The sequence below is a fragment of the Lentzea sp. NPDC003310 genome (genome assembly GCF_040610935.1).
In the GTDB taxonomy this organism is placed as follows: Bacteria; Actinomycetota; Actinomycetes; order Mycobacteriales; family Pseudonocardiaceae; genus Lentzea.
The window spans coordinates 93,177-117,639 of record NZ_JBEXNC010000002.1 but is presented as its reverse complement, the minus strand read 5'-3'; the positions used below and the strand labels follow the sequence as shown (position 1 = coordinate 117,639).

At 69.9% G+C, this 24,463-nt stretch carries 17 protein-coding genes; 7 read left to right on the top strand and 10 right to left on the bottom strand.

Annotation, left to right across the window (positions count from 1 at the left end):
* Window positions 1–202 precede the first annotated feature (202 nt).
* The gene (locus tag ABZX02_RS03100; RefSeq protein WP_355294445.1) at window positions 203–2,611 is read left to right on the top strand and encodes a LuxR C-terminal-related transcriptional regulator; all 2,409 of its coding nucleotides are present in this window, start codon (window positions 203–205) and stop codon (window positions 2,609–2,611) included.
* Here ABZX02_RS03100 and ABZX02_RS03095 read toward each other — a convergent pair.
* Window positions 2,601–3,191 carry an HAD-IA family hydrolase gene (locus ABZX02_RS03095; RefSeq protein ID WP_355294444.1) on the bottom strand — a complete coding sequence of 197 codons (591 nt, stop codon included), beginning with the start codon at window positions 3,189–3,191 and terminating at the stop codon, window positions 2,601–2,603. The two genes, ABZX02_RS03100 and ABZX02_RS03095, sit on opposite strands and share 11 nt — an antisense overlap.
* A 338-nt stretch (window positions 3,192–3,529) precedes the next feature.
* Here ABZX02_RS03095 and ABZX02_RS03090 point away from each other — a divergent pair, with 338 nt between their 5' ends.
* Window positions 3,530–5,140, top strand: a complete 1,611-nt coding sequence (locus tag ABZX02_RS03090; RefSeq protein ID WP_355294443.1) for a glycosyl hydrolase family 18 protein — start codon at window positions 3,530–3,532, stop codon at window positions 5,138–5,140.
* Window positions 5,141–5,196: 56 nt separating this feature from the next.
* Here ABZX02_RS03090 and ABZX02_RS03085 read toward each other — a convergent pair whose 3' ends face one another.
* From ABZX02_RS03085 to ABZX02_RS03070, 4 genes are all read right to left on the bottom strand, one after another.
* Entirely contained in the window at window positions 5,197–6,288 is a 1,092-nt protein-coding gene (locus tag ABZX02_RS03085; protein WP_355294442.1) for a serine hydrolase domain-containing protein, read from the bottom strand.
* Between the two features lie 82 nt (window positions 6,289–6,370).
* Window positions 6,371–7,453, bottom strand: coding sequence for a serine hydrolase domain-containing protein (locus tag ABZX02_RS03080; protein ID WP_355294441.1), 1,083 nt, complete (start codon window positions 7,451–7,453; stop codon window positions 6,371–6,373).
* A 14-nt stretch (window positions 7,454–7,467) separates the two neighbouring features.
* A complete protein-coding gene (locus ABZX02_RS03075) occupies window positions 7,468–8,745 on the bottom strand; it encodes a M14 family zinc carboxypeptidase (protein WP_355294440.1) in 1,278 nt (425 codons plus the stop codon).
* Between the two features lie 352 nt (window positions 8,746–9,097).
* Window positions 9,098–11,260 (bottom strand): ATP-dependent RecD-like DNA helicase, encoded by a 2,163-nt coding sequence (locus tag ABZX02_RS03070; RefSeq protein WP_355294439.1) that lies wholly within the window; start codon window positions 11,258–11,260, stop codon window positions 9,098–9,100.
* An 84-nt stretch (window positions 11,261–11,344) separates the two neighbouring features.
* Between ABZX02_RS03070 and ABZX02_RS03065 the strand changes: the two genes are divergently transcribed.
* From ABZX02_RS03065 to ABZX02_RS03045, 5 genes are all read left to right on the top strand, one after another.
* A complete protein-coding gene (locus ABZX02_RS03065; protein WP_355294438.1) occupies window positions 11,345–12,031 on the top strand; it encodes a response regulator transcription factor in 687 nt (228 codons plus the stop codon).
* 23 nt (window positions 12,032–12,054) lie between these two features.
* Window positions 12,055–13,026 carry a HAMP domain-containing sensor histidine kinase gene (locus tag ABZX02_RS03060; protein WP_355294992.1) on the top strand — a complete coding sequence of 324 codons (972 nt, stop codon included), beginning with the start codon at window positions 12,055–12,057 and terminating at the stop codon, window positions 13,024–13,026.
* Window positions 13,027–13,112: 86 nt separating this feature from the next.
* Window positions 13,113–15,047: a DUF4153 domain-containing protein gene (locus ABZX02_RS03055; protein WP_355294437.1), complete on the top strand. Its 1,935-nt coding sequence runs from the start codon at window positions 13,113–13,115 to the stop codon at window positions 15,045–15,047.
* Window positions 15,048–15,147: 100 nt separating this feature from the next.
* Window positions 15,148–18,885: a Pls/PosA family non-ribosomal peptide synthetase gene (locus tag ABZX02_RS03050; RefSeq protein WP_355294436.1), complete on the top strand. Its 3,738-nt coding sequence runs from the start codon at window positions 15,148–15,150 to the stop codon at window positions 18,883–18,885.
* Window positions 18,882–20,081: a M1 family metallopeptidase gene (locus ABZX02_RS03045; protein WP_355294435.1), complete on the top strand. Its 1,200-nt coding sequence runs from the start codon at window positions 18,882–18,884 to the stop codon at window positions 20,079–20,081. Before ABZX02_RS03050 ends, ABZX02_RS03045 begins: the two co-directional genes overlap by 4 nt.
* Here the strand turns inward: ABZX02_RS03045 and ABZX02_RS03040 are convergent.
* From ABZX02_RS03040 to ABZX02_RS03020, 5 genes are all read right to left on the bottom strand, one after another.
* Window positions 20,059–20,703, bottom strand: coding sequence for an NUDIX hydrolase (locus ABZX02_RS03040; protein ID WP_355294434.1), 645 nt, complete (start codon window positions 20,701–20,703; stop codon window positions 20,059–20,061). The genes ABZX02_RS03045 and ABZX02_RS03040 overlap by 23 nt on opposite strands.
* Window positions 20,654–21,868: an adenylosuccinate synthetase gene (locus ABZX02_RS03035; protein ID WP_355294433.1), complete on the bottom strand. Its 1,215-nt coding sequence runs from the start codon at window positions 21,866–21,868 to the stop codon at window positions 20,654–20,656. The genes ABZX02_RS03040 and ABZX02_RS03035 overlap by 50 nt, the downstream gene beginning before the upstream one ends.
* Entirely contained in the window at window positions 21,868–22,848 is a 981-nt protein-coding gene (locus ABZX02_RS03030) for a hypothetical protein (protein ID WP_355294432.1), read from the bottom strand. Before ABZX02_RS03030 ends, ABZX02_RS03035 begins: the two co-directional genes overlap by 1 nt.
* A 2-nt stretch (window positions 22,849–22,850) precedes the next feature.
* The gene (locus ABZX02_RS03025) at window positions 22,851–23,858 is read right to left on the bottom strand and encodes an adenylate cyclase (RefSeq protein WP_355294431.1); all 1,008 of its coding nucleotides are present in this window, start codon (window positions 23,856–23,858) and stop codon (window positions 22,851–22,853) included.
* 147 nt (window positions 23,859–24,005) lie between these two features.
* Window positions 24,006–24,455 carry an Imm26 family immunity protein gene (locus ABZX02_RS03020; protein WP_355294430.1) on the bottom strand — a complete coding sequence of 150 codons (450 nt, stop codon included), beginning with the start codon at window positions 24,453–24,455 and terminating at the stop codon, window positions 24,006–24,008.
* Between the last annotated feature and the right edge of the window lie 8 nt (window positions 24,456–24,463).

Below are 24,463 nucleotides of genomic sequence, written 5' to 3'. Positions count from 1 at the left end.
GCACTCCCTGTCAGACCGGACCAGTCACCAGTTTGTTCCCGAACGAGGACTACTGGAAGGCAGGCATAACGAAGAGGTTGCGAACCGTCTCGCGCAGGCGAAGGCGTAACGGGTCGCACGTATCAGGTCACAGCACACGACCTGCGAGAACGCCGCACCGAGACAGCACCGGCCTGGCGTTACGGCTTGAGGAGAGGGACTGATGACAACCACCGGGAGTTGCGCGTCGTGTGGCGGCACGATGCCTCCCGCCACCTCCGAGCAACGCAGGTCCTACTGCTCCAACGCCTGCCGCCAACGGGCGTACCGCCGCCGGGTCACCGTGTCCTCGACCGCCCCCGCGACCAGGCAGAACCTGCGCGTGCTCTCGAACCTGCCCGCGGCGCGCGACACGTTCGTCGGCCGCCAGCAGGAGCTGTCGAAGCTCGACCAGCTGTTGCGCCGGCACCGTCTCGTCACGCTCGTCGGTGGTGCGGGTGCGGGCAAGACGAGGCTCGCGCTGGAGGCCGCCGGCCGGCTGCGGCGCGGGCGGACGGACCGGGTGCTCCTGGTCGCGCTGGGCGAGATCACCGCTGCCCGAGACGTCATGCCGGCCCTCGCTGACGCGCTCGGAGTGACCGCGGTGACCGACGAACCGTTGCGCGACACCGTCGTCGAGACGCTCGTGAACATGAAGGTGGTCGTGGTCCTCGACAACTGCGAGCACCTCCTCGACACGTGCGCGGAGCTGACCGACACGCTGCTCAGCCGCTGCCCCGGCGTCCGGGTGCTCGCGACGTCGCGCGAGGCGCTGTGGATCACCGGCGAGGTGAGCTTCCACGTCGAGGGCCTGCCGGTGCCGTCGACGGACCGCGACCTCGTCACGACGGCGGCGCCGCGGTCGGAGGCCGTGCGGCTGTTCGTGGACCGCGCTCGCGAGCGCAAGCCCGACTTCCGGCTGACCGTCGACAACACCGCCGCCGTCGCGTTGCTGTGCGCGCGGCTCGAAGGCATGCCGCTCGCGATCGAGCTGGCCGCGCGCTGGGTGCAGCTGTTGCCGGTCGCGGACATCTGCGACCGCATGGACGAGCCGCTCGAACTGCTGACGCTGGGGTGCCGCAAGTCGCCGTCGCGGCAGAGCTCGTTGCGGGAGGCCATCGACTGGAGCTACCAGCTGCTGCGGCCGGACGAGCAGTTCGCGTTGCGGCGGCTGTCGGTCTTCGACGGCGGTTTCGACCTGGCCGCGGCCAACGAGGTCTGCTCGTCGGAGCGGTCGGCCGAGCCCGTGCTGGACGTGCTGTCGCGGTTGCAGGCGAAGTCGTTGCTGGCGGCCATCCCCGGCACGACGCGGTTCCGGCAGCTGGAGACGATCCGGTTGCACGCCAGGGAGAAGCTGCTGGCGGCGGGTGAACTGGACGTCGCCTACGAGGCGCTCGCCCGCTGGTTCACCGACCTGTCGGACGTGATGGTCACCGCGCCGCTGTCGATGTCCGCGGACGTGCAGCACAAGCTCGACAACCACGTCGACAGCCTGCTCGGCACGGTCGAGTGGGCGGCCGACCGCCGGGACGAACGGCTGCTGCTGCTCACCTCGGCCCTCGCGGACTGCACCGCGCGCCGCGGCAGGCTCGGCCAGGCGCGGGTGATGCTGCGGGACGCGCTGCGGCGACCGTCCACCCGGGACGACTACCGCTGCGTCGCGCTGAACCACGCCGCGCGGTTCGCGGCCGAGCAGGGCGATCACGGCGAGGCCGTAGAACTGTCGGCCGAGGCGTCCCGGCTGGTGCGGCGGATCGGGCACCCCGCGCTGGTGATGAGCAGCCGCAGCACGCTCGCCGCGGTGCAGCAGTCGTCCGGCGAGTGGGAGGCGTCGGATGTGAGCAACACGGAGTGCTTGAGGGTCGCGGAACTGCTGGGTGAGCCGTTGGCCCGTGCGACGGCGTTGGTCGATCTGGCACGCACGGAGCTGTCGCTGGGCAAGCACGAACGCGCCGAGAAGAACGTCATGTCGGCGTTGCCCATCTCACGCGCGTCAGGTGTTCCCGCGCGCATTGCTTCGGCGTTGAACACGCGCGGTGCGGTCGCATTGGTGCAGGGCGACCTCGACGAGGCCACCCACGCTTTCCAGGAAGCGTTGCGGATGGACGGACTCAACCCTTTGACCGCTCCCGACGCGTTGGAAGGTCTCGCCGTGGTCGCGTTGACGCGCGGTCAGGCCGAGCGCGCGCTACGGCTCGAAGCGACCGGACGGGCCATGCGCCGCTCTGTCGGCGTGGTGCCGAACCCGTTCTGGGCGGAGAAAGTCGCTGGAGCCATGCGAACCGCACGGCTGATGCTGTCCGTTGCGCGCGCTGAAGCCGCCTCCACGCCGTTGACCGCCACAGAGACCGAGGCGTTCATCCAGGACGAGGTGTGGCTGGACCGCACGGAGGCCGCGTTCGACTCGTTGGACGATCACGAACGGCGTGTGGTCGCGCTGCTCTCCACGGGCCTCACGAACCAGCAGATCGCGAACCGCCTCAACGTGTCCGTGCGGACCGTGGCGTCGCGGCTGCAACGCTTGCGGGACAAGCTCGGGCTGCAGAGCCGGGAGGACATCGCGGCCTGGGGTGCGGAACGCGCTATCGGCTGAGCGCGTAGACGTTCACCCACAACCGGCAGATCTCCTTCGCCGCCACGCGGGCGTCGGGCACCACGCGGGCGGCCAGCGCCAGCACCTCGGTGTCCCGCGCGGTGGCGGCGCCGGGGATCGCGAGCACGGTCAGCCCTGCGGCGTGTGCGGACCGGATGCCGGAGCGCGAGTCCTCGACCGCCAGGCACTGGGCGGGGTCGAGACCGAGCTTGCGCGCGGCGAGCAGGTACGGGTCCGGCGCGGGCTTGGCGTTGACAACGTCGTCACCCGTCACGATGGCCTCCACGTGCCGCCGCAGCCCGGACGCCGACGCCACCGCCCGCACGTACCGGCGGGGCGCCGTCGACACGAGTCCCACGGGCCCGAGCTCCGCTGCCTGGGCGACGAGCTCGGCGGCGCCGGGCATCATCCCGAACGCGCCGCGCGTGACCGCGTCGACCATGCCGTCCACGCACTCCGGTGACGAGCGCTCGGGCGTGCGGCCGTGGCGCGCGGTGACGGCACCGACCACCTCCTGCCACGTGCCGGCGCTGTCGACGAGGGTGCCGTCGAGGTCGAAGATCGTCGCGAGGAGGGTCACGTCCCCATCGTCGGCTCGGGCGCGGGCGGAATGCGCGGCGGACCACTCGGTTCTACCCGAACGTGCGACCGCGGCCGAGCCCACGCCACGAGGAAACCCTTTGACGCAGAACGAAGTCGTGACCGTCCATTGTGAGCGGTCGCTCTGCTGGAACTCGACCGCGAGATCCACCGCGCGCAACCTTAAAAATAGTTAATCAAGTAGACCGAACCGAGACATTCCGGGCCTACTAAATCGTTTTCGGACTGCTCCATTCGAGTGACGGCAGAGGTCTAGACCTTGACCTTCGAGTGGTCTAAACCACATCGTTCCGGTACCCCCTGCGACTGAGGAGACCGATGTCCAAGTTCCGATGGCATCTAGCTGCTCTCTTCGCGGCCCTGTCCGCGTTGGTCCTCGGAATCGTCGTCGTGCCCGCCGCGAGCGGTGCCGGTGGCGTTTCCGCCACGTTCTCCAAGGGTTCGGACTGGGGAACGGGCTTCGAGGGCAAGTACACGATCAAGAACAACAGCGCGGCGGCCCTGACGTCGTGGACCGTGGAGTTCACGCTCCCGGCCAACCACCGGGTCACCTCGCTGTGGGACGGCTCGTACACGACGAGCGGCCAGACCGTCACGGTCAAGAACACCTGGAACGGCAGCATCGGTGTCGGCGGGTCGGTGAGCTTCGGCTTCAACGGCGCGTACACCGGCACGTTCGGTGCGCCGACCAACTGCAAGCTCAACGGTGGCTCGTGTGAGGCCGGCGGGACCAACCCGACGACCACCACGACGATGTCGACCACGACGTCGACGACCACCACGACGACGACCACGACGGGCAACCCGCAGCCCGGTGGCAAGATCAACCTCGGCTACTTCACCGAGTGGGGCACCTACCCGGCGAAGAACTACCTGCCGAAGAACATCGACACCTCCGGCACGGCCGCGAACATCACGCACATCAACTACTCGTTCGGCAACGTGACCGGCGGCAAGTGCGTGATCGGCGAGTCGTTCCCGGCGATCGAGAAGTCGTACACGGCGGCCGAGTCGGTCGACGGTGTGGCGGACGTGTGGGACGCGCCGGTGCGCGGTGCGTTCAACCAGCTGCTGAAGCTGAAGAAGAAGTACCCGCACATCAAGATCCTGTACTCCTTCGGTGGCTGGACCTGGTCCGGCGGCTTCGCCGAGGCGTCGAGGAACGCGGGTGCGTTCGCGGACTCCTGCTACAACCTGCTCGAGGACCCGCGCTGGGCGAACCTGTTCGACGGCATCGACATCGACTGGGAGTACCCGAACGCCTGTGGTCTCACCTGCGACACCAGCGGCTTCGACTCCTACCGGATCCTGATGCAGAAGCTGCGTGAGCGCTTCGGCCCGAACTACCTGGTCACCTCGGCGATCACCGCCGACGGCACCAACGGCGGCAAGATCGACGCCGCGGACTACAAGGGCGCCGCGCAGTACGTCGACTGGTACAACGTCATGACGTACGACTACTTCGGCGCCTGGGCCGCCCAGGGCCCGACGGCTCCGCACTCGGCGCTGACGAACTACGCTGGCATCCCGACCGCCGGCTTCTACTCCGACGCGGCGATCCAGAAGCTGAAGGGCAAGGGCGTCGCGTCCAACAAGCTCCTGCTCGGCATCGGCTTCTACGGCCGCGGCTGGACGGGTGTGACGCAGGCTGCTCCTGGCGGCACGGCGACCGGCCCCGCGCCGGGCATCGAGCCGGGCATCCAGGACTACAAGGTGCTCAAGAACTCGTGCCCGTCCAACGGCACGGTCGCGGGCACGGCGTACGCCAAGTGCGGTGACCAGTGGTGGAGCTACGACACCCCGGCCACCATCAACGGCAAGATGGGGTATGCGAAGACCCAGGGTCTCGGTGGCGCCTTCTTCTGGGAGATGTCCGGAGACACCACGAACGGTGAGTTGGTCGCAGCGATGAAGAACGGTCTCAACTAGTTCTTCTAGAACGCCGGGAGGGGAGCTGGGTCAACCCAGCTCCCCTTTTGCGTTGCCTAGCAGAAGACCTCGGTCAGGATCTTGTTGAAGGCCTCACCGGGGTCGCCCTCGGTGGGGCCGCTGGTCGCGCTGAGCTCGAAGCGCTTCTTGCTGTCCGGCGTCGTCAGCAGCTGCGACGAGTAGCCGGGGATGCCGCCGCCGTGGCCCCACACCTTCGTGCCGCACGGCAGGGTCTCGACCTGCAGCCCGAGTCCGTAGCCGGGGCTGACGGCCGTGGTCTTGCTGATCTCGGCCTGCTGTGCGGGCCGCAACAGCTTGCCGCTCGACAGCGCGGTGACGAACGTGTCGAGGTCCTTGGTCGTCGAGATCATCTCGCCCGCCGCCCAGGCGACCGACGGGTTGATGCGGGTGATGTCGGACGGCTTGCCGGCGACCGTCCAGTACCCGTGGGCGTGCGGGCCCTTGATGTTCGGGTTGTCCCCGGGCACCTCGGTGTCGTTCAGGCGCAACGGCTTCAGGATCCGCTGCTCGACGGCCTTCTCGTAGGGCCTGCCGGTCAGCTTCTCGATCAGCAGGCCGGCGACGACGTAGTTGGTGTTGGAGTAGCTCCACTGCGTGCCGGGATCGAAGTCGAGCGGCCTCGACGTCGCGAGCGCGAGGAGCTCCTGCGGTGACCAGTGCTTGTAGCGGATCTTCTCGAACTCGTCCGGGCTGAGCGGCAACGCGTTGGTGTAGTTGAAGAGCCCGCTCGTGTGCTGCAGGACCTGGCGGACGGTGATGCGCCCGTCGACCAGGCCGGGCAGGTAGCGGACGACCGGCGCGTCCAGGTCCACCTTCCCCTCGCCCGCGAGCTGCAGCAGCACCGTCGACACGAACGTCTTGGTGATGCTGCCGACGCGGAAGCGGCCGTTGTCCGGCACCGGCCTGTCGCTGTTCAGCTCGGCCTTGCCGGAGGTGGCGGTGAAGCGCTGCCGCCCGTCCGTGACCCTCGCCTGCACGCCGAGCGCCGCCCCGCTCTGCGTTACCTGGTCCAGAGCCTGCTGGATCACCTTGCGGTCGACGCTCGACGTGTCCGCCGACGCGACTCCCCCGGTGGTCAGTGCCAGCAGGCTCGCGGCGGTGACTGTGGCTACCAATCGTTTCCCCATGCGTCCCAGCTAATCGAGGAACCGGGGTGGGCCGCATCCTCCTCAGGTCGCACGGAGTCCCTAGGGGTTTTGCTGAGAGTCGTCAGCAGAAGATCTCGTTGATCAGCTTGGCGTACGCGTTCGTCGGATCGCCGGTACCGACGCCAGAGCTGATCGAGAGCTCCACCCGGCGCTGGAAGTCCGGGGTGGAGTAGGCATAGGTCGCGAAGCCGGGGACACCGCCGGGGTGCCCGATGATCGTGGTGCCGCACGGGGCCTTCTCCACGAAGACGCCGAGACCGTAGTCGGTGCTCACCGAGGTCGTCCTGGTCAGTTCGGCCTGCTGGGCGGGCTCGAGCAGCCTGCCCCCGAGCAACGCGGCGTAGAAGGCGTTGAGGTCGCGGGTGGTCGTGATGACGTCACCGGCGGCCCAGAAGACCGACGGGTTCCAGCGCGTGGTGTCGACCGGTTGCCCGTTCACGATGCCGTAGGAGTGGGCGTGCGGTCCGCGGATCTCCACGTCGTCGCCCGGGAACGTGGTGTCGTCGAGGCGCAACGGCTTCAGCACCCGCTGGGCGACGGCCTTCTCGTAGGGCCTGCCGGTGATCTTCTCGATGAGAAGGCCGAGGACGACGTAGTTGGTGTTGGAGTAGTTCCACTTCGTGCCCGGCTCGAAGTCGAGCGGCTCCGCGGTGGCGATGGCGACGAGTTCCTCCGGCTGCCACCGCCGGAACCTAATGGGCTCGAAGCCCTGCGGGTCGAACGAGAGCGCGTTGGTGTAGTTGAAGAGCCCACCGGTCATCTGGAGCAGGTGGCGGACGGTGATCCGGCTGTCGACCAGGCCGGGCAGGTACCGGACGACCGGCGCGTCCAGGTCGAGCCTCCCCTCGCCCGCGAGCTGCAGCACGACGGTCGACGTGAAGGACTTGGTGATGCTGCCGGCGCGGAACCGGCCGTTCGGCGGCACCGGGCGCGGGGAGTTCCTCTCGGCGGTTCCGGACCGCGCGGTGAAGCGGGTCCGGCCGTCCGTGACGTGCGCCTGAGTGCCCTGGGCGACTCCGATGGCGGCGAGTTCGTCCAGCCCTTCCTGGACGATCCGGCGGTCGACAGCGGTGTCGTCGGCGACCGCGGTCCCGGTGAAGAGCAGGCTGAACGCGGCGGCGGTGGCCAGTAAACGTGTCCCCATGGCCCCACAACGCGTCAGTAGGGGCGTTTCGCTGCCTTCATGGCCGAAACGAGCATGGGACGCACTTTCGGCCAATGCACGTCCTGCTGGCACGAGAACGGCGGCAGGAACCCACCGCACCTGCCGGAGTTCGTGCCGATCTCCCAGACGAAGCTCGGCACGCCCAGGTCGTCGTACACCCAGTCGTCGGTCGCGCCGGAGGCGTTGTACAGCACCTCACCGGGCTGGCCGGCCTTGAAGCCCGACAGCGCGGCCATGTCGTTCGCCATCTTGCGCAGGGCGGCGTCGTTGCCGGTCTTCTGCGTGCTCCAGCCCCACGGGAAGAGCACGTAGTTGCCGTAGCTGTGCATGGAGATCACGGCGCCGGTGGTGTCGGCGGAGGCGGCCGCGGTGTCGCCGGGTGCGCGGGTGTCGCGGTAGAGCTTGCGCCACAACGCTTCCAGCGCCTGGACCTCGACCTCGCTGTCGGCGCGCACGCCGCGGTAGGTCTCGCTGCACTTGTTCGTGGACGAGCCGACCTCGCCCCAGTGCGAGCCCGCGTTGCGGTTCAGGTCGACGCCGCGCGGGCCGGAGGTGCAGGTGCCGTTGGCGTTCTTGCGCTGCAGCACGGGTGAGTCGCCGCCGGACTCGACGATCTCGACGCCGTCCGGGTTGGCGATCGGGACGACCCAGACCTCCAGGTCGGTGAGCATCGCGGTGAGGTCGGAGCCGACCAGGTCGTCGACGAACCGCCACGCCATGTCGCCGGTGGTGATCTCGCGGGCGTGCAGCTGGCCCATCACGAACAGGCGCGGCTTCGGGGCGGTCGGCGTCAACGCGCAGTCGCCGGGGGTCTTCCGCGTGATGCAGACGGCTTTGAGGTCGTACCCGCCGCTGCCCTGGGTCTTGCGCCACGAGTCGCCGTAGTCGACGACGGTCGCGAGGTCGGGGTGCGCCCGCGCGACCTCGTCGAGGTGGGCGTACTGCGCGGCGAGGGTGCGGTAGCCGCCGTAGTACGTCGGGTCCGCGAGCGAGCGCGGCTCCCACCGCGGCGGCGGCATCGTCTTCTCGACGGTGGACGGGAACCCGTCCGCGCGGAGTTTCCCGGACGTCCGCCGGTCGCCGAGGACGAACAGGTCGTCGCCGTCGCGCTGTTCCAGCACGTCGTAGCCGAGGCCCAGCAACCGTTGCGCGGAATCACCCTTCGGGGCGGGCACGCGCAGCACGAACGTCTCTTGTGGACCTTCCGCGGGGGCGGGCGCGGGGCTGAGCAGGAGGGCCAGGCAGGCGAGCAGGGCGACGGCGGTCCGCATGATCGTCGATCATGGGCCGTTCGGCCGATCATCGCCAGTCCGTTCGACCGACCGGATGATTACCGTCCGGTTTTTGGGACGCGCGAACCGCCCACTTGGCGCGCTGTGACGAAAATCAATACCATTTGGGTCAGCACCGCAGCGGTTATTGTGCAGTGAGGCCGAAACCGACTCGACGGACAGCGAGGTTCGCCCACGACCAAGTCTGAGCAGAAGCGGGAGTCCCAGCCATGGATCATCTCTACAACGACGGTGTCGCCGAGATCTCCTTCCCCTGGCGCGGTTCTCTCGCGGACGACGACGAGGGTCTGGAGCCTGTGATCGTCCGCAGCCTGGACTGACGAAACCGCTCTCACGCGGTCCGCAGCCGGTGGGCCAGCGCCGTGTGGCGGCGGCCCGCCCCGACCGTGCGCACCGCCTGGCCGATCGCGCGCTTGCTGCCCACCAGCACGACGAGCTTCTTGGCGCGCGTGACCGCGGTGTAGAGCAGGTTGCGCTGCAGCATCATCCACGCGCTGGTCGTGATCGGGATGACCACGCACGGGTACTCGCTGCCCTGGGAGCGGTGGATCGTCATCGCGTAGGCGTGGCTGAGCTCGTCGAGCTCGGAGAACTCGTAGTCGACCTCTTCGTCCTCGTCGGTGCGGATGGTGAGCTTCTGCTCGACGGTGTCGAGGCCGATGACGACGCCGAGGGTGCCGTTGAAGACGCCGTTGCGGCCCTTGTCGTAGTTGTTGCGGATCTGGGTGACCTTGTCGCCGAGCTTGAACACCCTGCCGCCGAAGCGCTTCTCGGGCAGGTTGTCGCGTGACGGCGTGAGGGCCTCCTGCAGCACGGTGTTGAGCGCGCCCGCGCCGGCCGGGCCGCGGTGCATCGGGGCGAGCACCTGCACGTCCTTGCGCGGGTCGAGGCGGAACTTGCGCGGGATGCGGTTCGCGACCACGTCCACGGTCAGCGCGGCCGCGTCCTCGGCCTCGTCGGTGCTGAAGAGGAAGAAGTCCGGGAGTCCCTGCACGATCGGGTAGTCGCCGCTGTTGATGCGGTGCGCGTTCGTGACGACGCCGGACTCCTGGGCCTGGCGGAAGATGTGCGTCAGGCGGACGTTCGGGACCGGGCTGCCCTGCGCCAGCACGTCCCGCAGCACCTCCCCCGCGCCGACGGACGGGAGCTGGTCGACGTCGCCGACGAGCAGCAGGTGCGCGCCGGGCGGGACGGCCTTCACGAGCTTGTTCGCGAGCAGCAGGTCGAGCATCGAGGCCTCGTCGACGACCACGAGGTCGGCGTCGAGCGGGTGGTCGCGGTCGTACACCGCGTCGCCGCCGGGCTTGAGCTCGAGCAGGCGGTGGACGGTGCGGGCCTCGTGGCCGGTCAGCTCGGTGAGGCGCTTCGCCGCCCGTCCGGTCGGGGCGGCCAGCACGATCTTGGCGCGCTTGGCCTGGGCGAGGCGGACGATCGAGCGGACCGTGAAGCTCTTGCCGCAGCCGGGACCGCCGGTCAGGACGGCGACCTTCTGCGTCAGGGCGAGCTTCACCGCCTCCGCCTGGTGCTCCTCGAGGTCGGTGCCGAGCCAGGCGAGGGCCTTGTCCCAGTCGACGGTCGCGAAGCTCGGCATGCGGTCGGTGTCGGCGTGCAGGAGTCGTTTGAGCTGCGCGGCCATCGAGATCTCCGCGCGGTGGAACGGGACCAGGTAGATCGCGATCTCGTCGTCCGGCAGCTCCTCGCGGACCACACCCTCCTCCTCGACGAGCTCCGCGAGGCAGTCGATGACCAGGCCGGTGTCGACCTGGAGGATCTTGATGGCGTCCGCGATGAGGGCCTGTTCGGGCAGGTAGCAGTTGCCGTTGGTGGTGGCCTCGGAGAGCGTGAACTGCAGGCCCGCCTTGACCCGTTGCGGGCTGTCGTGCGGGATGCCGACGGCCTTCGCGATCACGTCGGCGGTGCGGAAGCCGATGCCCCAGACGTCGGCGGCGAGGCGGTACGGCTCGTTCCGGACGACCTCGATGGCCTGGTCCGCGTACTGCTTGTAGACGCGGACGGCGAGGCTGGTGGAGACGCCGACGCCCTGGAGGAAGACCATGACCTCCTTGATGGCCTTCTGCTCCTCCCAGGCGTCCGCGATGAGCTTGGTGCGCTTGGGGCCGAGCTTCGGGACCTCGATGAGCCGTTGCGGCTCGTTCTCGATGACGTCCAGCGCGTCCACGCCGAAGTGCGTGACGATCCGGTCCGCGAGCACCGGGCCGATGCCCTTGATCAGGCCGGAGCCGAGGTAGCGGCGGATGCCCTGGATCGTCGCGGGCAGGACCGTCGTGTAGTCGTCGACGTGGAACTGCTTGCCGTACTGCGGGTGCGAGCCCCACGTGCCGCGCATGCGGATGGACTCGCCCGGCTGCGCGCCGAGCAGCGCGCCGACGACCGTGACCAGGTCGCCGCGGCCGGTGTCGACCTTCGCGACGGTGTAGCCGTTGTCCTCGTTGGCGTAGGTGATCCTCTCCAGGACCGCTTCGAGGACGTTCATGTCGAGAACCTACCTCGCGCTTCTGCACACGATCTTCACAACTTGTCCCGGCGTCCTCCACGTCGTACCCATAAAGTCGCCGTCATGACAGGTCAGCGCAGGGTGCTCGTCGTGGAGGACGACATCACGATCGCCGAGTCCGTGGCCGCGCGGCTGCGGGCGGAGGGGTTCGAGGTGGCGGTGGCGCACGACGGGCCGTCCGGAGTGGCCTCCGCGGCTGCTTTCCTGCCGGACCTGGTGGTTCTCGACGTGATGCTGCCGGGGTACGACGGGCTCGAGGTGTGCCGGCGGATCCAGGCGTCGCGGTCGGTGCCGGTGCTGATGCTGACCGCGCGGGGGGACGAGACCGACCTGCTGGTCGGGCTCGCCGTGGGGGCGGACGACTACCTGACCAAGCCGTTCTCGATGCGCGAGCTGGCGGCACGCGTGCACGTGCTGCTGCGGCGGGTGTCGAGGTCGGTGTCGTCCCGGTCGCTGGAGCTGGGCGACCTGCTGATCGACCTGTCCTCGCGGCGGGTGTCGCGGTCCGGCGTCGAGGCGCACCTGACGCCCACCGAGTACGACCTGCTGGTGTTCCTCGCCGAACGCCCGTCCGCCGTGCAGGCGCGGGAACGGCTGCTGGCGGAGGCGTGCGGGTGGCACGAGGGCGCGTCGTCGCGGACGGTGGACTCGCACGTGAAGGCGCTGCGGCGCAAGCTCGGTGCCGACCTGATCCGGACCGTGCACGGGATCGGGTACGCGCTGGAGGTACCGCGGCAGGTGGCGCCGTGAGGCGTTTGCTGGAGGTCTTGGACATGCTGCCGCGTCCGCTGGACTCGGTGCGGTCGATCAAGCTCAAGCTCGGCATCGTGATCGTGGTGTCCGGGTGCGTCTCGTTCGCCTACTTCCGATACGTGACGGGGTGGCTGCCGCCGCGGACGACCCTGATCGCGCTGGTCCTGGGCCTGCTGACCTCGCAGCTGCTCGCACACGGCATGACCTCGCCGCTGCGCGAGATGACCTCGGCCGCCCGGTCGATGGCGTCCGGGGACTACTCGCGGTCGGTCCGGGCGACGTCGTCGGACGAGGTGGGCCAGCTCGCCGAGGCGTTCACGGTGATGGCGTCCGACCTCGCCGCCGCCGACCAGCAGCGGCGGGAGCTGATCGCGAACGTGTCGCACGAGCTGCGGACGCCGATCTCGGCGCTGCAGGCCGTGCTGGAGAACGTGGTCGACGGGGTGGCGGAGGCGGACTCGCAGACGATGAAGACCGCTCTCGCCCAGACCGAACGGCTCGGGCGACTGGTCACCGAGCTGCTCGACCTGTCGAAGATCGACGCCGGCGTGCTCTCGCTGAACCGCGAGACGTTGTCGGTCTCGTCCCTGGTCGCCGACGTGGTGGCCGAGGCGGCGGTGGCGGCTCCTGCGGCGTCGTTCTCGATCGACGTGGCCGGGGACCTGACGGTCCTGGCCGACGGGGAGCGGCTGCACCAGGTGCTGGTGAACCTGGTGGACAACGCGGCCCGGCACGGACCCACCGGGGGGTTGGTGTCCGTCGCCGGGTACGCGTCCGCGTCCGGTGTGGTGCTGGAGGTGCGGGACGAGGGGCCGGGCATCGCGCCGGCCGACCGGTCCCGGATCTTCGAGAGGTTCACCCGAGGGGAGAGGGCGGGCGGTGGCGGGACCGGGCTCGGGCTCGCCATCGCCCGGTGGGTGGTGGACCTGCACGGCGGGACGATCGCCGTGGTGGATCCCGGGTCGTGCATCCGGGTGACGTTGCCTCGCTGACTTAAGCCTCTTACTGACTCTGGTCCGCACCGGCTTGGCTGGTGCGGCGGTGAAGCGCGCCCGTTTTCGGGCTTGGGAGAGAGACGATGACTGACTCGACTGACATGCCTGGGGAGAAGGCCTCGCCCGAGGGGAAGGCGGCTCGGGGGCGGTACCGGCACCTGCGGAAGGTGGGGTACCGGCCGGTGGCGGGGAAGCCCGGCGGTGACGAGGAGCCGGCTGGGCTGAAGGCTGAGGCCTCGAAGGAGGAGCCGGACGCTGTGGAGGCAGGCTCTCGCAGGGGTACCCCCGAGTCGGGAACCCCCACCGTTGAACCTAGCGGCGAGGTCCGACAAGATCGGCCGGCGAGCGAGGGCCAGGCGGCGGCTTCGGAACAGGAGCCGGCCAAGGCCGGGGGCGCGGACAAGCCGGTGGCCGCGGCGAAGGCCGAGAGCGTGGCCAAGCCGGTGGCCGAGAAGCCCGCCTCCCCGCTGCCCACCCCACCCGTCCAGCCCGCCGAGGTCGTCACCGCCACCCTCCCCCCACCGTCGCCGTGGCAGGGCCCACCCCGCTACCCCGCCGGAGCCGCCGCCACGACCGCCCCCGGCGTCCCCTTCCTGCCCTGGTGGCGCCCACCCACGACGGGCGCGCCGGCCAAGGCCATGCTCGCGGGTCTCGTCGCGGGTCTCGGCGGTGCGTTCCTCGCCGTGCCGAACAACGGCGTCGGCTGGTTCCTGGCCGGCCTGGTGGGGGTCGGTGCCGTGCTGTTCTTCGCGGGCAAGCCGACGGTCGAACGGGCGCTGTGGCTGGCCGCGGCTCTCGCGTTCCTCGCGATGGGGTTCCTGCGGGCCGCGGAGTGGATCTTCCCGCTGAGCCTGCTGGCCTCGATGCTGTGCGGGTCGATCGCCATGGGCGGTGGGCGGTCGGTCAAGGGGCTCGTGTTCGGCGCGGTCGGGGTCGGGCTGGGGGCGTTCCGGTCGATTCCGTGGGTGGCCAAGGGGTTCCGGCGGCGGGGGCCGATCGGGATCCGGCCGTTCATCTCGGTCGGTGTGGCGTTGGTGCTGTTGCTGGTGTTCGGGTCGTTGCTCGCCGGGGCGGACAAGGGGTTCAGCGACTTCCTCGAGGGGCTGGTGCCCGAGCTCGACGTCGACGACTACGTGCAGCAGGTATTCTTCGGCGGTGTCGCGGCGCTCGGGGCGCTCGGCGCCTGTTACCTGGTGGCGGCGCCGCCGGAGATCGACGAGGACGCCGCGGGCAAGCCGGGGTCGTTGCGGCTCAAGGACTACGGGTTGCCGGTCGGCGTGCTCGTGGTGTTGTTCACCGGATTTGTGGGGACGCAGCTCGCGGTGTTGTTCGGTGGCGAGGCGTACGTGATGAAGACGGCGGGCGTGACGTTCGCCGAGTACGCGCGGTCCGGGTTCTGGCAGCTGCTGTGGGTCACGATCCTCACGCTCGGCGTGATCGCCGGTGTCGCGCGGTTCGCGGTGAAGAAGACGCAGCGGGACCAGTTGTGGCTGCGGGTCCTGCTCGGTTCGCTGGCTGTTCTCACACTTGTCATCGTGGCGAGTGCCCTCAGTCGCATGTGGTTCTACCAGCAGGCGTACGGGTGGACGGTGCTGCGGCTGCTCGTCGCGTCGTGCGAGGTGTGGCTGGCGGTCGTGTACCTGATGGTCATCGCGAGTGGGATCTCGTTGCGCGCCAACTGGTTGCCCAAGGCGATCGTCGCCACCGGCACCGGGTTCTTCCTCGCGGTGGTGGCGATGAACCCCGAACGGGTGGTCGCCGACTACAACGTGTCGCGGTTCGAGGCCACCAAGAAGATCGACACGTACTACCTGTCGCAGCTGTCCGAGGACGCGGTGCCCGCGCTGGTGCGGTTGCCGGAGTACGAGCGCTCGTGTTCCCTGCGGTGGGTCAAGAACCGCACGCCGGAGAAGGACTGGCGGGAGTGGAACCTCGCCCGCCACAACGCTCGCAAGTCACTCGAAAGTGTTGCGGTGACTGAGGTCACCTGTGAGAGCGGGTACTTCAGCGAGAGGTAATTCGTTACGCCACTGTAAAGTTGCTCGGCTACCAGTTGCCGAGAGGGTGAGAAGTGACGCACAAGTGACGATCGCGGCTGAACCCGTTGTCCTCCCATCGATGTTCACCGCAGGGCAGGCGCCGACACCGCGCACCCTCCTGGACATCCTGCGCGCGAGTGCCGAAGAGCACCCGAACGCGCTGGCCGTCGACGACGGCACCACCGCGCTGAGTTACCGCGCACTGATCACGGAAGTACTGGAACTCAAGGAGAAGCTGGCCGCCGAGGGCATCGGGGTCGGCGACCGGGTCGGCATCCGCGTGCCGTCCGGCACCGTCGACCTCTACGTCTCGATCCTCGCGACCATCGCGGCCGGCGCGGCCTACGTGCCCGTCGACTTCGAGGACCCCGACGAGCGCGCCGAGCTCGTTTTCGGTGAGGCACAAGTGAGTGCCGTGCTGGGCGAGGGCCGTTCCCTTGTCCCGCACGGGACCCCGCTCGGCGTGCCCGGCGAACCCGGCCTGGACAACGACGCGTGGATCATCTTCACGTCCGGGTCCACCGGCAAGCCCAAGGGCGTCGCCGTCACGCACCGCAGCGCCGCCGCGTTCGTGGACGCCGAGGCGGGCCTGTTCCTGCGGGACGAGCCGATCGGTCCCGAGGACCGCGTGCTGGCGGGCCTCTCGGTCGCGTTCGACGCCTCCTGCGAGGAGATGTGGCTCGCGTGGCGCTACGGCGCCTGCCTGGTGCCCGCGCCGCGCTCGCTGGTGCGCACGGGCATGGACCTGGGGCCGTGGCTCGTCGAGCAGGAGATCACCGTCGTCTCCACGGTGCCGACGCTGGCCGCGCTGTGGCCGGTCGAGGCACTGGACGACGTCCGGTTGCTGATCTTCGGCGGCGAGGCCTGCCCGCCCGAGCTGGCCGAACGGCTCGCCGTCCCCGGCCGCGAGGTCTGGAACACCTACGGGCCGACCGAGGCCACCGTCGTCGCCTGCGCCGCGCAGATGACCGGCACCGGTCCCGTGCGCATCGGCCTGCCGCTCGACGGCTGGGAGCTCGTCGTCGTGGACGCCCGCGGCGAGGTCGTGCCCATGGGCGAGTCCGGCGAGCTGGTCATCGGCGGTGTCGGCCTCGCGCGCTACCTCGACGAGGCCAAGGACGCCGAGAAGTACGCGCCGCTGCCCTCGATGGGCTGGGACCGCGCGTACCGCAGCGGCGACATGGTCCGCGCCGAGCCGGAGGGCCTCGTGTTCCTCGGCCGCGCGGACGAGCAGATCAAGCTCGGCGGCCGCCGCATCGAGCTGGGCGAGGTGGACGCCGCGCTGGCCGCGCTGCCGGGCATCGCCGGTGCCGCCGCGGCCGTCCGCACCACGCGGGGCGGCAACCAGATCCTCGTCGGCTACGTCGTGGTCGACGGCGAGTTCGACCAGGAGGCCGCCGTCGAGCGCCTCCGGTCCGAGCTGCCCGCCGCGCTCGTCCCGCTGATCGCCGTCGTCGACACGCTGCCGACGCGCACGTCCGGCAAGGTCGACCGCGCCGCACTGCCGTGGCCGCTCGAGTCGATGGACACCGCGGACGTGGTGTTCAGCGGGCTCGAGGGCTGGCTCGCGGAGCAGTGGTCCTCCGTGCTGGGGTCGGGTCCGGCGTCCGAGGACGCGAACTTCTTCGCCTCCGGCGGCAGCTCGCTCGGCGCGGCCCAGCTGGTCTCGCTGATCCGCACGCGCTACCCGAGCACGTCGGTCCAGGACGTCTACCAGAACCCCACGCTGTACAAGCTCGCGCGCAGGCTCGAGTCGTACGGCGAGACGGCCGAGGTGCGCGAGGTCGCGCCGACGCCCCGCTGGACCGGCGTCGTGCAGACGCTGCTGATGGTCCCTCTGCTCACCGTCGCGGGCGCGCGGTACGTCGTGGCCCTCACGGCGCTGTCGAACGTGCTGGGCTGGACGTCCGTGTCGTGGTGGTGGGTCGCCGCGGGCTTCGTGGCGTTCCTCAGCCCCGCCGGCCGTCTGGCGATCTCCGCCGGTGGCGCGCGGCTGCTGCTGCGCGGCGTGAAGCCCGGTGCGTACCCGCGCGGCGGCTCCGTCCACTTGCGACTGTGGACCGCCGAGATGCTGGCGCAGATGTCGCGCGCCACCGAACTTTCCGGCTCGTGGGTCACGCACTACGCGCGGGCGCTGGGCGCGCGGATCGGTGAAGGCGCCGACCTGCACTCGCTGCCGCCCGTCACGGGCATGCTGAAGGTCGGGCGCGGCGCCGCCGTCGAACCCGAGGTCGACCTGTCCGGCTGGTGGCTCGACGGCGACCGGCTGCGCATCGGCCGCGTCCGGATCGGCGCGGGCGCGACCGTCGGTGCGCGCAGCACGCTGTTCCCCGGCGCGCGGATCGGCAAGAGGGCCGAGGTGGCGCCCGGTTCGGGTGTCCGCGGCTCGGTGCCGACCGGGCAGCGCTGGGCGGGCGTCCCGGCGATCCGCGAGGGCAAGGCGGCGCGCTCGTACCCGTCACGGCGTCCGGAGCGGTCGCGCTTCTGGAACCTGATGTACGGCGTCTCGTCCGGCCTGCTGGGCGCGTTGCCGCTGCTCGCGGCGGTCCCGGCCCTGCTGTACGTGCTGCGCCGGCCCGTCACGCTGACGTCGGCGCTGTGGGACGTGCCGGTCGCCTCCGCGATCTGGTTCGGCTCGTACGCGCTGATCGTGCTGGTCGCGGTGCGCCTGCTGGGCATCGGCATGCGCGAGGGCCACTACCCCGTGCACAGCCGCGTGGCGTGGGCCGCGTGGACCACCGAGCGGTTGATGAACAACGCGCGCTCGGCCCTGTTCCCGCTGTACGCGTCGCTGTTCACGCCGGTGTGGCTGCGCCTGCTCGGCATGAAGGTCGGGCGCCGCGTCGAGGCCTCGACCGTCGTGGCGCTGCCGAAGATGACCCGCGTGGGCGACGGCGCGTTCCTCGCCGACGACACGATGGTCGCGTCGTACGAACTGGGCGGCGGCTGGCTGCGCATCGCCACGGCCCGTGTGGGCAAGCGGGCGTTCCTGGGCAACTCGGGCATGACCGCGCCCGGTCGCGCGGTGCCGAAGGGCGGCCTCGTCGGCGTGCTGTCGGCCGCTCCGAAACGCGCGAAGGCCGGGTCGTCGTACCTGGGCATGCCGCCGATGAAGCTGCCGCGCGCCGCCGAGGTGTCGGACCAGTCCCGCACGTTCGACCCGCCGAAGCACCTGATGTGGGCACGGGCGCTGGTCGAGCTGTGCCGGTTCGTGCCGGTGATGCTGAACGTCGCGCTGGTCGTGCTGGTGCTGTTCGCGCTGAAGGAGTTCGGCATCTGGGCCTCCGGCCTCGTGCTGCTCGGCGCGGGTGTCCTGGCCTGCCTGGTCGCGGTCGTCGCCAAGTGGACGCTCGTGGGCCGGTTCAAGACGCGGGAGTACCCGCTGTGGTCGGCGTTCGTGTGGCGCAACGAGCTGGCGGACACGTTCGTCGAGGTGCTCGCGGTGCCGTGGCTGATCGGGTTCTCCGGCGGCACACCGATCATGAACCTGTGGCTGCGCTCGCTGGGCGCGTCCGTGGGCCGCGGCGTGTGGTGCGAGTCGTACTGGCTGCCCGAGGCGGACCTGGTCCGGCTGGGCGCCGGCGCGACGGTGAACCGGGGCTGCGTCGTGCAGACGCACCTGTTCCACGACCGGATCCTGCGGATGGACCGGGTGGAGCTGGGTGCGGGGTCCACTTTGGGCCCGCACGGCATCGTGCTGCCGGGCGCGTCGATCGGCGACCACACGACGATCGGACCCGCCTCGCTCGTCATGCGCGGAGAGGATGTACCGTCGGGAACCCGTTGGCTGGGCAACCCGATCTCCGCGTGGACATGAGCTTCTCCGTACACCATTACGCGCTAGAGCTTGACTACAAGCCGCACTCCGCGCGCCTCTCGGGGCGCGCGGTGCTGCAGGCTTCCTGCGCCACTCCCCTGTCGTCGTTCTCGCTGTCCTTCGGCTCCCTGAGGATCTCGAAGCTGCTGGTCAACGGCAGGCCGGCGCGGTACGGGCACGCCGGTGGCGTCCTGAACGTCCGGGCGGCCGTGCGCGGGGCCTTCACGGTGGAGGTGCGGTACTCGGGCACACCCCGGCCGATCTCCACGCCGGAGTGGGGCGACCTGGGCTGGGACGAGCTCACGGACGGCTCGATCGTGGCCTCGCAGCCGATCGGCGCGCCGTCGTGGTTCCCGTGCCTCGACGTACCGTCGTCGAAGGCCTCGTACCACCTGGAGGTCACCGCGCCCTCGCCGTACACGGTGGTGTGCAACGGGGTGCTGGTGGACGGCAAGGTCTCCGGCAGCACGACCCGCTGGACGTACTCGATGGCCTCCCCGATGGCGACCTACCTGGCGACCGTCCAGATCGGACAGTACGTCGAGGCGCTGCCGGGCGTGTGGGCGCCGTCGCGGCTGAAGCGGTTGGTGGCACACGACTTCGGCCGGCAGAACCAGATGATCGAGCTGTTCTCGTCGCTCTTCGGTCCGTACCCGTTCGCCCGCTACTCGGTCGTGGTGACCGACGACGCGCTGGACGTTCCCGTCGAGGCGCAGGGGCATTCGACGTTCGGTGCCAACCACGTGGACGGGCGCCGGGGTGCGGAACGGCTGGTGGCGCACGAGCTCGCGCACCAGTGGTTCGGCAACTCGGTCGGCATCGCCGACTGGGAGCACATCTGGCTCAACGAGGGCTTCGCCTGCTACTCGGAGTGGTTGTGGTCCGAGGCGTCCGGCGGCCGGTCCGCGGACGCGTGCGCGGCCGGGGCCAGGGACCTGCTGCGCAGGCTGCCGCAGAACCTCGTGATCGGACGGCCGCCGCGCGCCGACTGGTTCGACGACCGGGTCTACAAGCGCGGTGCGCTCACGTTGCACGCGCTGCGCCGCGAGATGGGCGACGACTCGTTCTTCGCGCTGCTGCGGGAGTGGTGCGCGCGCCACCGGCACGGCGTGGTGACGACCGAGGACTTCATCTCCTTGGCCGGGCACCGGGACCTGCTCGACCGCTGGCTGTTCAAGCCCGAACTGCCTCGCTAGTCCACTTCCAGACGAGCGGCGGCCGGCCTCCCTTGGGCAGCGCCGCGGCGTGCTCGCTGGTGCGTCCGAGCCCTGGCACGCGGTCCATCGTGCGGCCGAGGTTCGCCGGGTAGGGCCGGTCGCCGGTGAGCGACTCGGTCACGTCCAGCGCCTGCGCCGTCGTGAACTCCCGCCCGAGCAGCCCCGCCGTGAACGGCACGTCGCGCCACAGCTTGTCGGCCAGCAGCGGCCGGCAGTCGGCGACGATCCGGTCGTGGTCGAACGCGAGCGGCGGCACGGCGTCGAGCCGGTTCCAGACCGCCACCTCCCCGGTCGGCCCGGTCACCGTGGCCCAGAGCGCGATCGACAGCGTCGGGCCGCGCGGGTCGCGGGAGGGCTCGTCGAACGTGGCGAGCTGACCGGTCGCCGTCACGGACTCCTGCGCGAGCCCCAGCTTGCCCGTGACGGCTCTGGTGGTCGCGTCGCGCAGCCGTTCGCCCCGGCCGAGCAGGACGCCGGGCAGGGCCAGCTCGCCCGCGAACGGCTCCTGTTCGCGCGGTGCCACCCCCACGAGCACCGCGCGCGCCTCCGGATCAAACCGGAGCACGATCACGTCCACCGACACCAACGTCGACTCGATCATGTCGTCGATTCTCCCGCACCACGTAGTCCGCCCTGGTCGCGCCCGCCCCGGTGACGAGCACGCCGACGCCGAGCAACTCCTCCAGGTACGCCACGGGATCAGGCATGTCCTCCAGCCCCTGTCCGGTGGCGACCATGGTTTCGCGGGCGTCCAGGTGGGTCACGGCGAGCCCGTCCACGCCCCCGCAGCACGCCACGGCGTAGCGGAGCAGGTTCGCGTCCAGGTGCCCGGCCCGCCACGCGCCCTGGAACTCCCCCGTGCCGTTGTGCCGCTCCGGGAACCGGGCGAGCACCGCCGGGTCCTCGGTCGGCAGCGGGCCCGCGCCGTGCCGCGTCTGGTAGGTCCTGGTCACGCCGAGCACCCGTGCCGGTCGTCCGCGCAGCAGCTCCCGCGCGTTGCGCGGCACGACCGTCGACCAGGTGGTGTGCGGGTGGAAGCCGTAGGTCTCGTCGAGGAGCACCCCCTGTGCCCCCTCGAAGACGACCCGCCCGGAGTCGAACATCCCGTCGTCGCCGGGGATGATTCGGACGGCGTCGGCGAACGCGCGGTAGAGCCCGACCAGCTCGTCCACGTTCGGACCGGCACCGATCAGCGGCTCGTAGAACCTCGCGAGCGCGTCCAGCTTGCGCCTCAGTGCCGCGGGGTCGAGGCAGTCGCCGACCCTGGGAGCCGGGCCGGGCTCGCCGAGCACCTGCTGCCCTTCGACGACGTCTCCCGCTTTCGCCCCGGACAGCAGGCCGTACCAGGCGGTCTCGCCGATGCCCTTGCCGCACGAGCCGTGCCGGCCGTCGCCTCTGGCGCGTTCCCTCGCCCGGTTCGCGGCGACGTGGAACGGCGTGGTGAGCAGCGCTCCCGCGTCGATCGACATGAGCGACAACGGGTTCGCGACACCGAGCGCCTCCAGCTCGCGCGACTCGGTGGCCAGCGCGATCGGTTCGACGAGCACGTACCGCGACAGCCGGGTCGGCACGCCCGCGAGCGTGCCCGACCCGAACTGGCTGAACGTGTGGTGCCGGCCGTCGGCGATCACGTTGTGCGCGGCCTGCGCGCCGCCGTTGAACCGCACGACGGCCGACACGCTCCCGTCCGCGCACAACGCGTCGACGACGGCACCCTTGCCCTCGTCGCCGAACCCGAGCCCGACGACGATCACGTGGTCGTTCATCAGCTCAGCGCCACGTCGTCGGGCCCGTCGATGCCGCGCGGGGCGGCCACGACAGCGCGCTTGCCCGAGCCGACGGCGACCAGCGCCTTGCCGACGGCCTTGCTCTCGGCGGCCGAACCGATCTCGGCGAGGTCCACCAGCGCCTGGTCGAGGTCGACAACCTGCTCCTCCATGCCGATCGTCGCGGCGATGAGCTCGCACACCGCGCCGGGGTCGTCCAGCTTGAGGAAGTTCTGCCCGAGGATGGCCCGCCAGTGCTCACCGATGGCGTCGTCGTTGTAGTACGACGACTGGTTGGGCAGGATGAAGTAGACGTGCCACTTGCGGGCGAGCTCGCGGTACACCGACACGGGGTCGATGTCCTGCCGGACGTCGTCGCCGATAACCCGGCGGATGTGCCGGGCCTCCAGCCGCGGCTTGTTCAGCTCGTCGCCGATGATGAACAGGTAGCCCTTGCGGCCGCGCTTCTGCCACGCGTCGCTGACCACGTGCCGTGCGACGAAATACGCGGCGAGCTCGTACGACTCGCTCTTCTGCCCGCCGCCGTTGCCTTCGAGGAAGATGTCGCGCAGCTGCTCGTCCATGCGGTTGTCCGACTCGAACTGACCGACCTGCAACGGCACCCGGTCGCTGTCCGCGTCCCCGATCCCGCCGAACATCAGCTGCGGGTCCGCGAGATATCCTTTACGCTGCAACAAACCGTGCAGCTTACCGAGCTTGCCCTGCATGATCCGCGGCACGCTGCCCATCGAGCCGGTCACGTCGAACAGCACCGCGATCGGTGTCGAGTCGGCGTGGTCGGGCGAGTCGCGGCACTCGCGGTGCGCGACGTTCAGCGGGTCGAGGCTCGGCGCGGCCTTCCACTCCGAGGCGGGCGTCGACTTGACCGCGGCGGTGTAGCCGAAGTCCGCGATCCCCTTGGCCGCGCGGAAGGTCTTCGCCGCGGCGTAGGCGTTGTCGTCCCACTTGCCGTGTCCCATGGTCATTCTCCTGTCCGGGGAAGTGTGAACGGGCGGAAAACCCTTGGCCCGTAGAGTTCTTCGAGCAGTTCGTCGTACTCGTCGATCAGGTCGGAGGCGTCCGGCCGGCGTTCCGGGCGGTCCTGCGTGCAGCCTCTAGCGAAGGCGATCTGCCGTTTTTCCTTGGTGTTCAGCAGTTCGAGCATCAGCATGTGTGCCATGTGGACGTCCGAGGCGGCGGTGACCGGTTTTTGCTCTTGGACTTCCGGCGGGTAGGCGATGGTCTTGCTGGTCGCGAGAAGTCGTTGGCCCGTCTCGACAGCGAACGACCAGCCGGCCAGCACGATGCCGTGCTGTTCGGGGTGCACCAGCACGTTCTCGGCGGTGACGGCCCCGTGCACCAGTCCGATCTGGTGGGCGCCGGCCAACGCCTTGAGCAGCCGGCGGTGCATCCACGCGTAGTCGCGCCCGTCCAGTCCGTCCGGGTAGGCGTTCCGGACTTCCTTGAGCGTGACGAAGCCTTCTCGTAGCGGGTCGAGCACCGTGAACGCTCTGCTGCCCTTGGCCACGTCTCCGGAGGTGTCGAGGAGGCGCGGGTAGAAGGGGCGCAGCCACTGGTTGCGGTCGGTGAAGCGTTCGAGCCGGCGCAGGGCGTGCCACTCGCCGTGCAGCAGCGGGTTGAGCGCGGGGTTGCGCACCACCTTGACGACGTGCGGCCCTTCGGCCTCGTAGAGGTTGGCGATGCTGCCCTTCGCGAACGGCTCGCCTATGCGGTAGGTCCCGGTTCTGGTTTTGAGCGTGACCCGGACTTCGTTGGTCCACTCGTGGTGCAGGCGGGTGAGGTTCGCCGACGCGGCGTGGGCTCGGGTGTCGGCGGGTCCGACCACGTCGGGGTGCAGCACCGAGGCCAGCGCGTGGTAGCGGCGTTTCGCCTGTTTGCGCTGGTCCGGGTCGGTGCTGCGCGGCCCGAACAGGTCTTCGGCCGACCTGGCGCTCTCGACCAGGCTCAGGGCCTCCGCTGCAGTGAACATGGTTTGAGTCTTACAGACTCAAACCCAGGATGCAAGGAGGTTGACACCGCAACACTGCACAGCAGCAGTCGTGGCTACAGCGCACTACCGACACGGATGCGGTGACCAGCGAAGACTCAGAGGCCTTCACTGGTCACCACGATCGACTCAGGCAGACCCTTCGATCCGGATCTCGTCAAAAACCGGGCGCCAAGTCTCATGGCCGAAGTGCGCACGCACCGCCATCTCGACCAGCGCGGGTGAGTACGACGAATAGTTGGGCAGACGTTCCGCTTCGGCTGCGGTCAGGGACCTTCCCATGCTTCCGTCGAGGTGCTGCTCGTAGAAGGCACCATCACCCGCCTGAACCTTGTACCGAGGAAGGCGAAGCTCGATCTCCGGGCTCCACTCTCCCACCAAGGACCACTGTCCATCGATCAGCCGTAGATCCATGGTCACCGCGAGAAAGATCGGAGCGGCCCTGTCCAGGACATCTAGATCGATCTCACGCACCGACTTCAGCGACTCCGCATACACAGCAATCAGAACGTTGCCGCCCAGCACACGCACGACCCGTCCGAGCACGAAGGATTCGCCGTCAATAGGGACGGTGAACACGTCGCCCT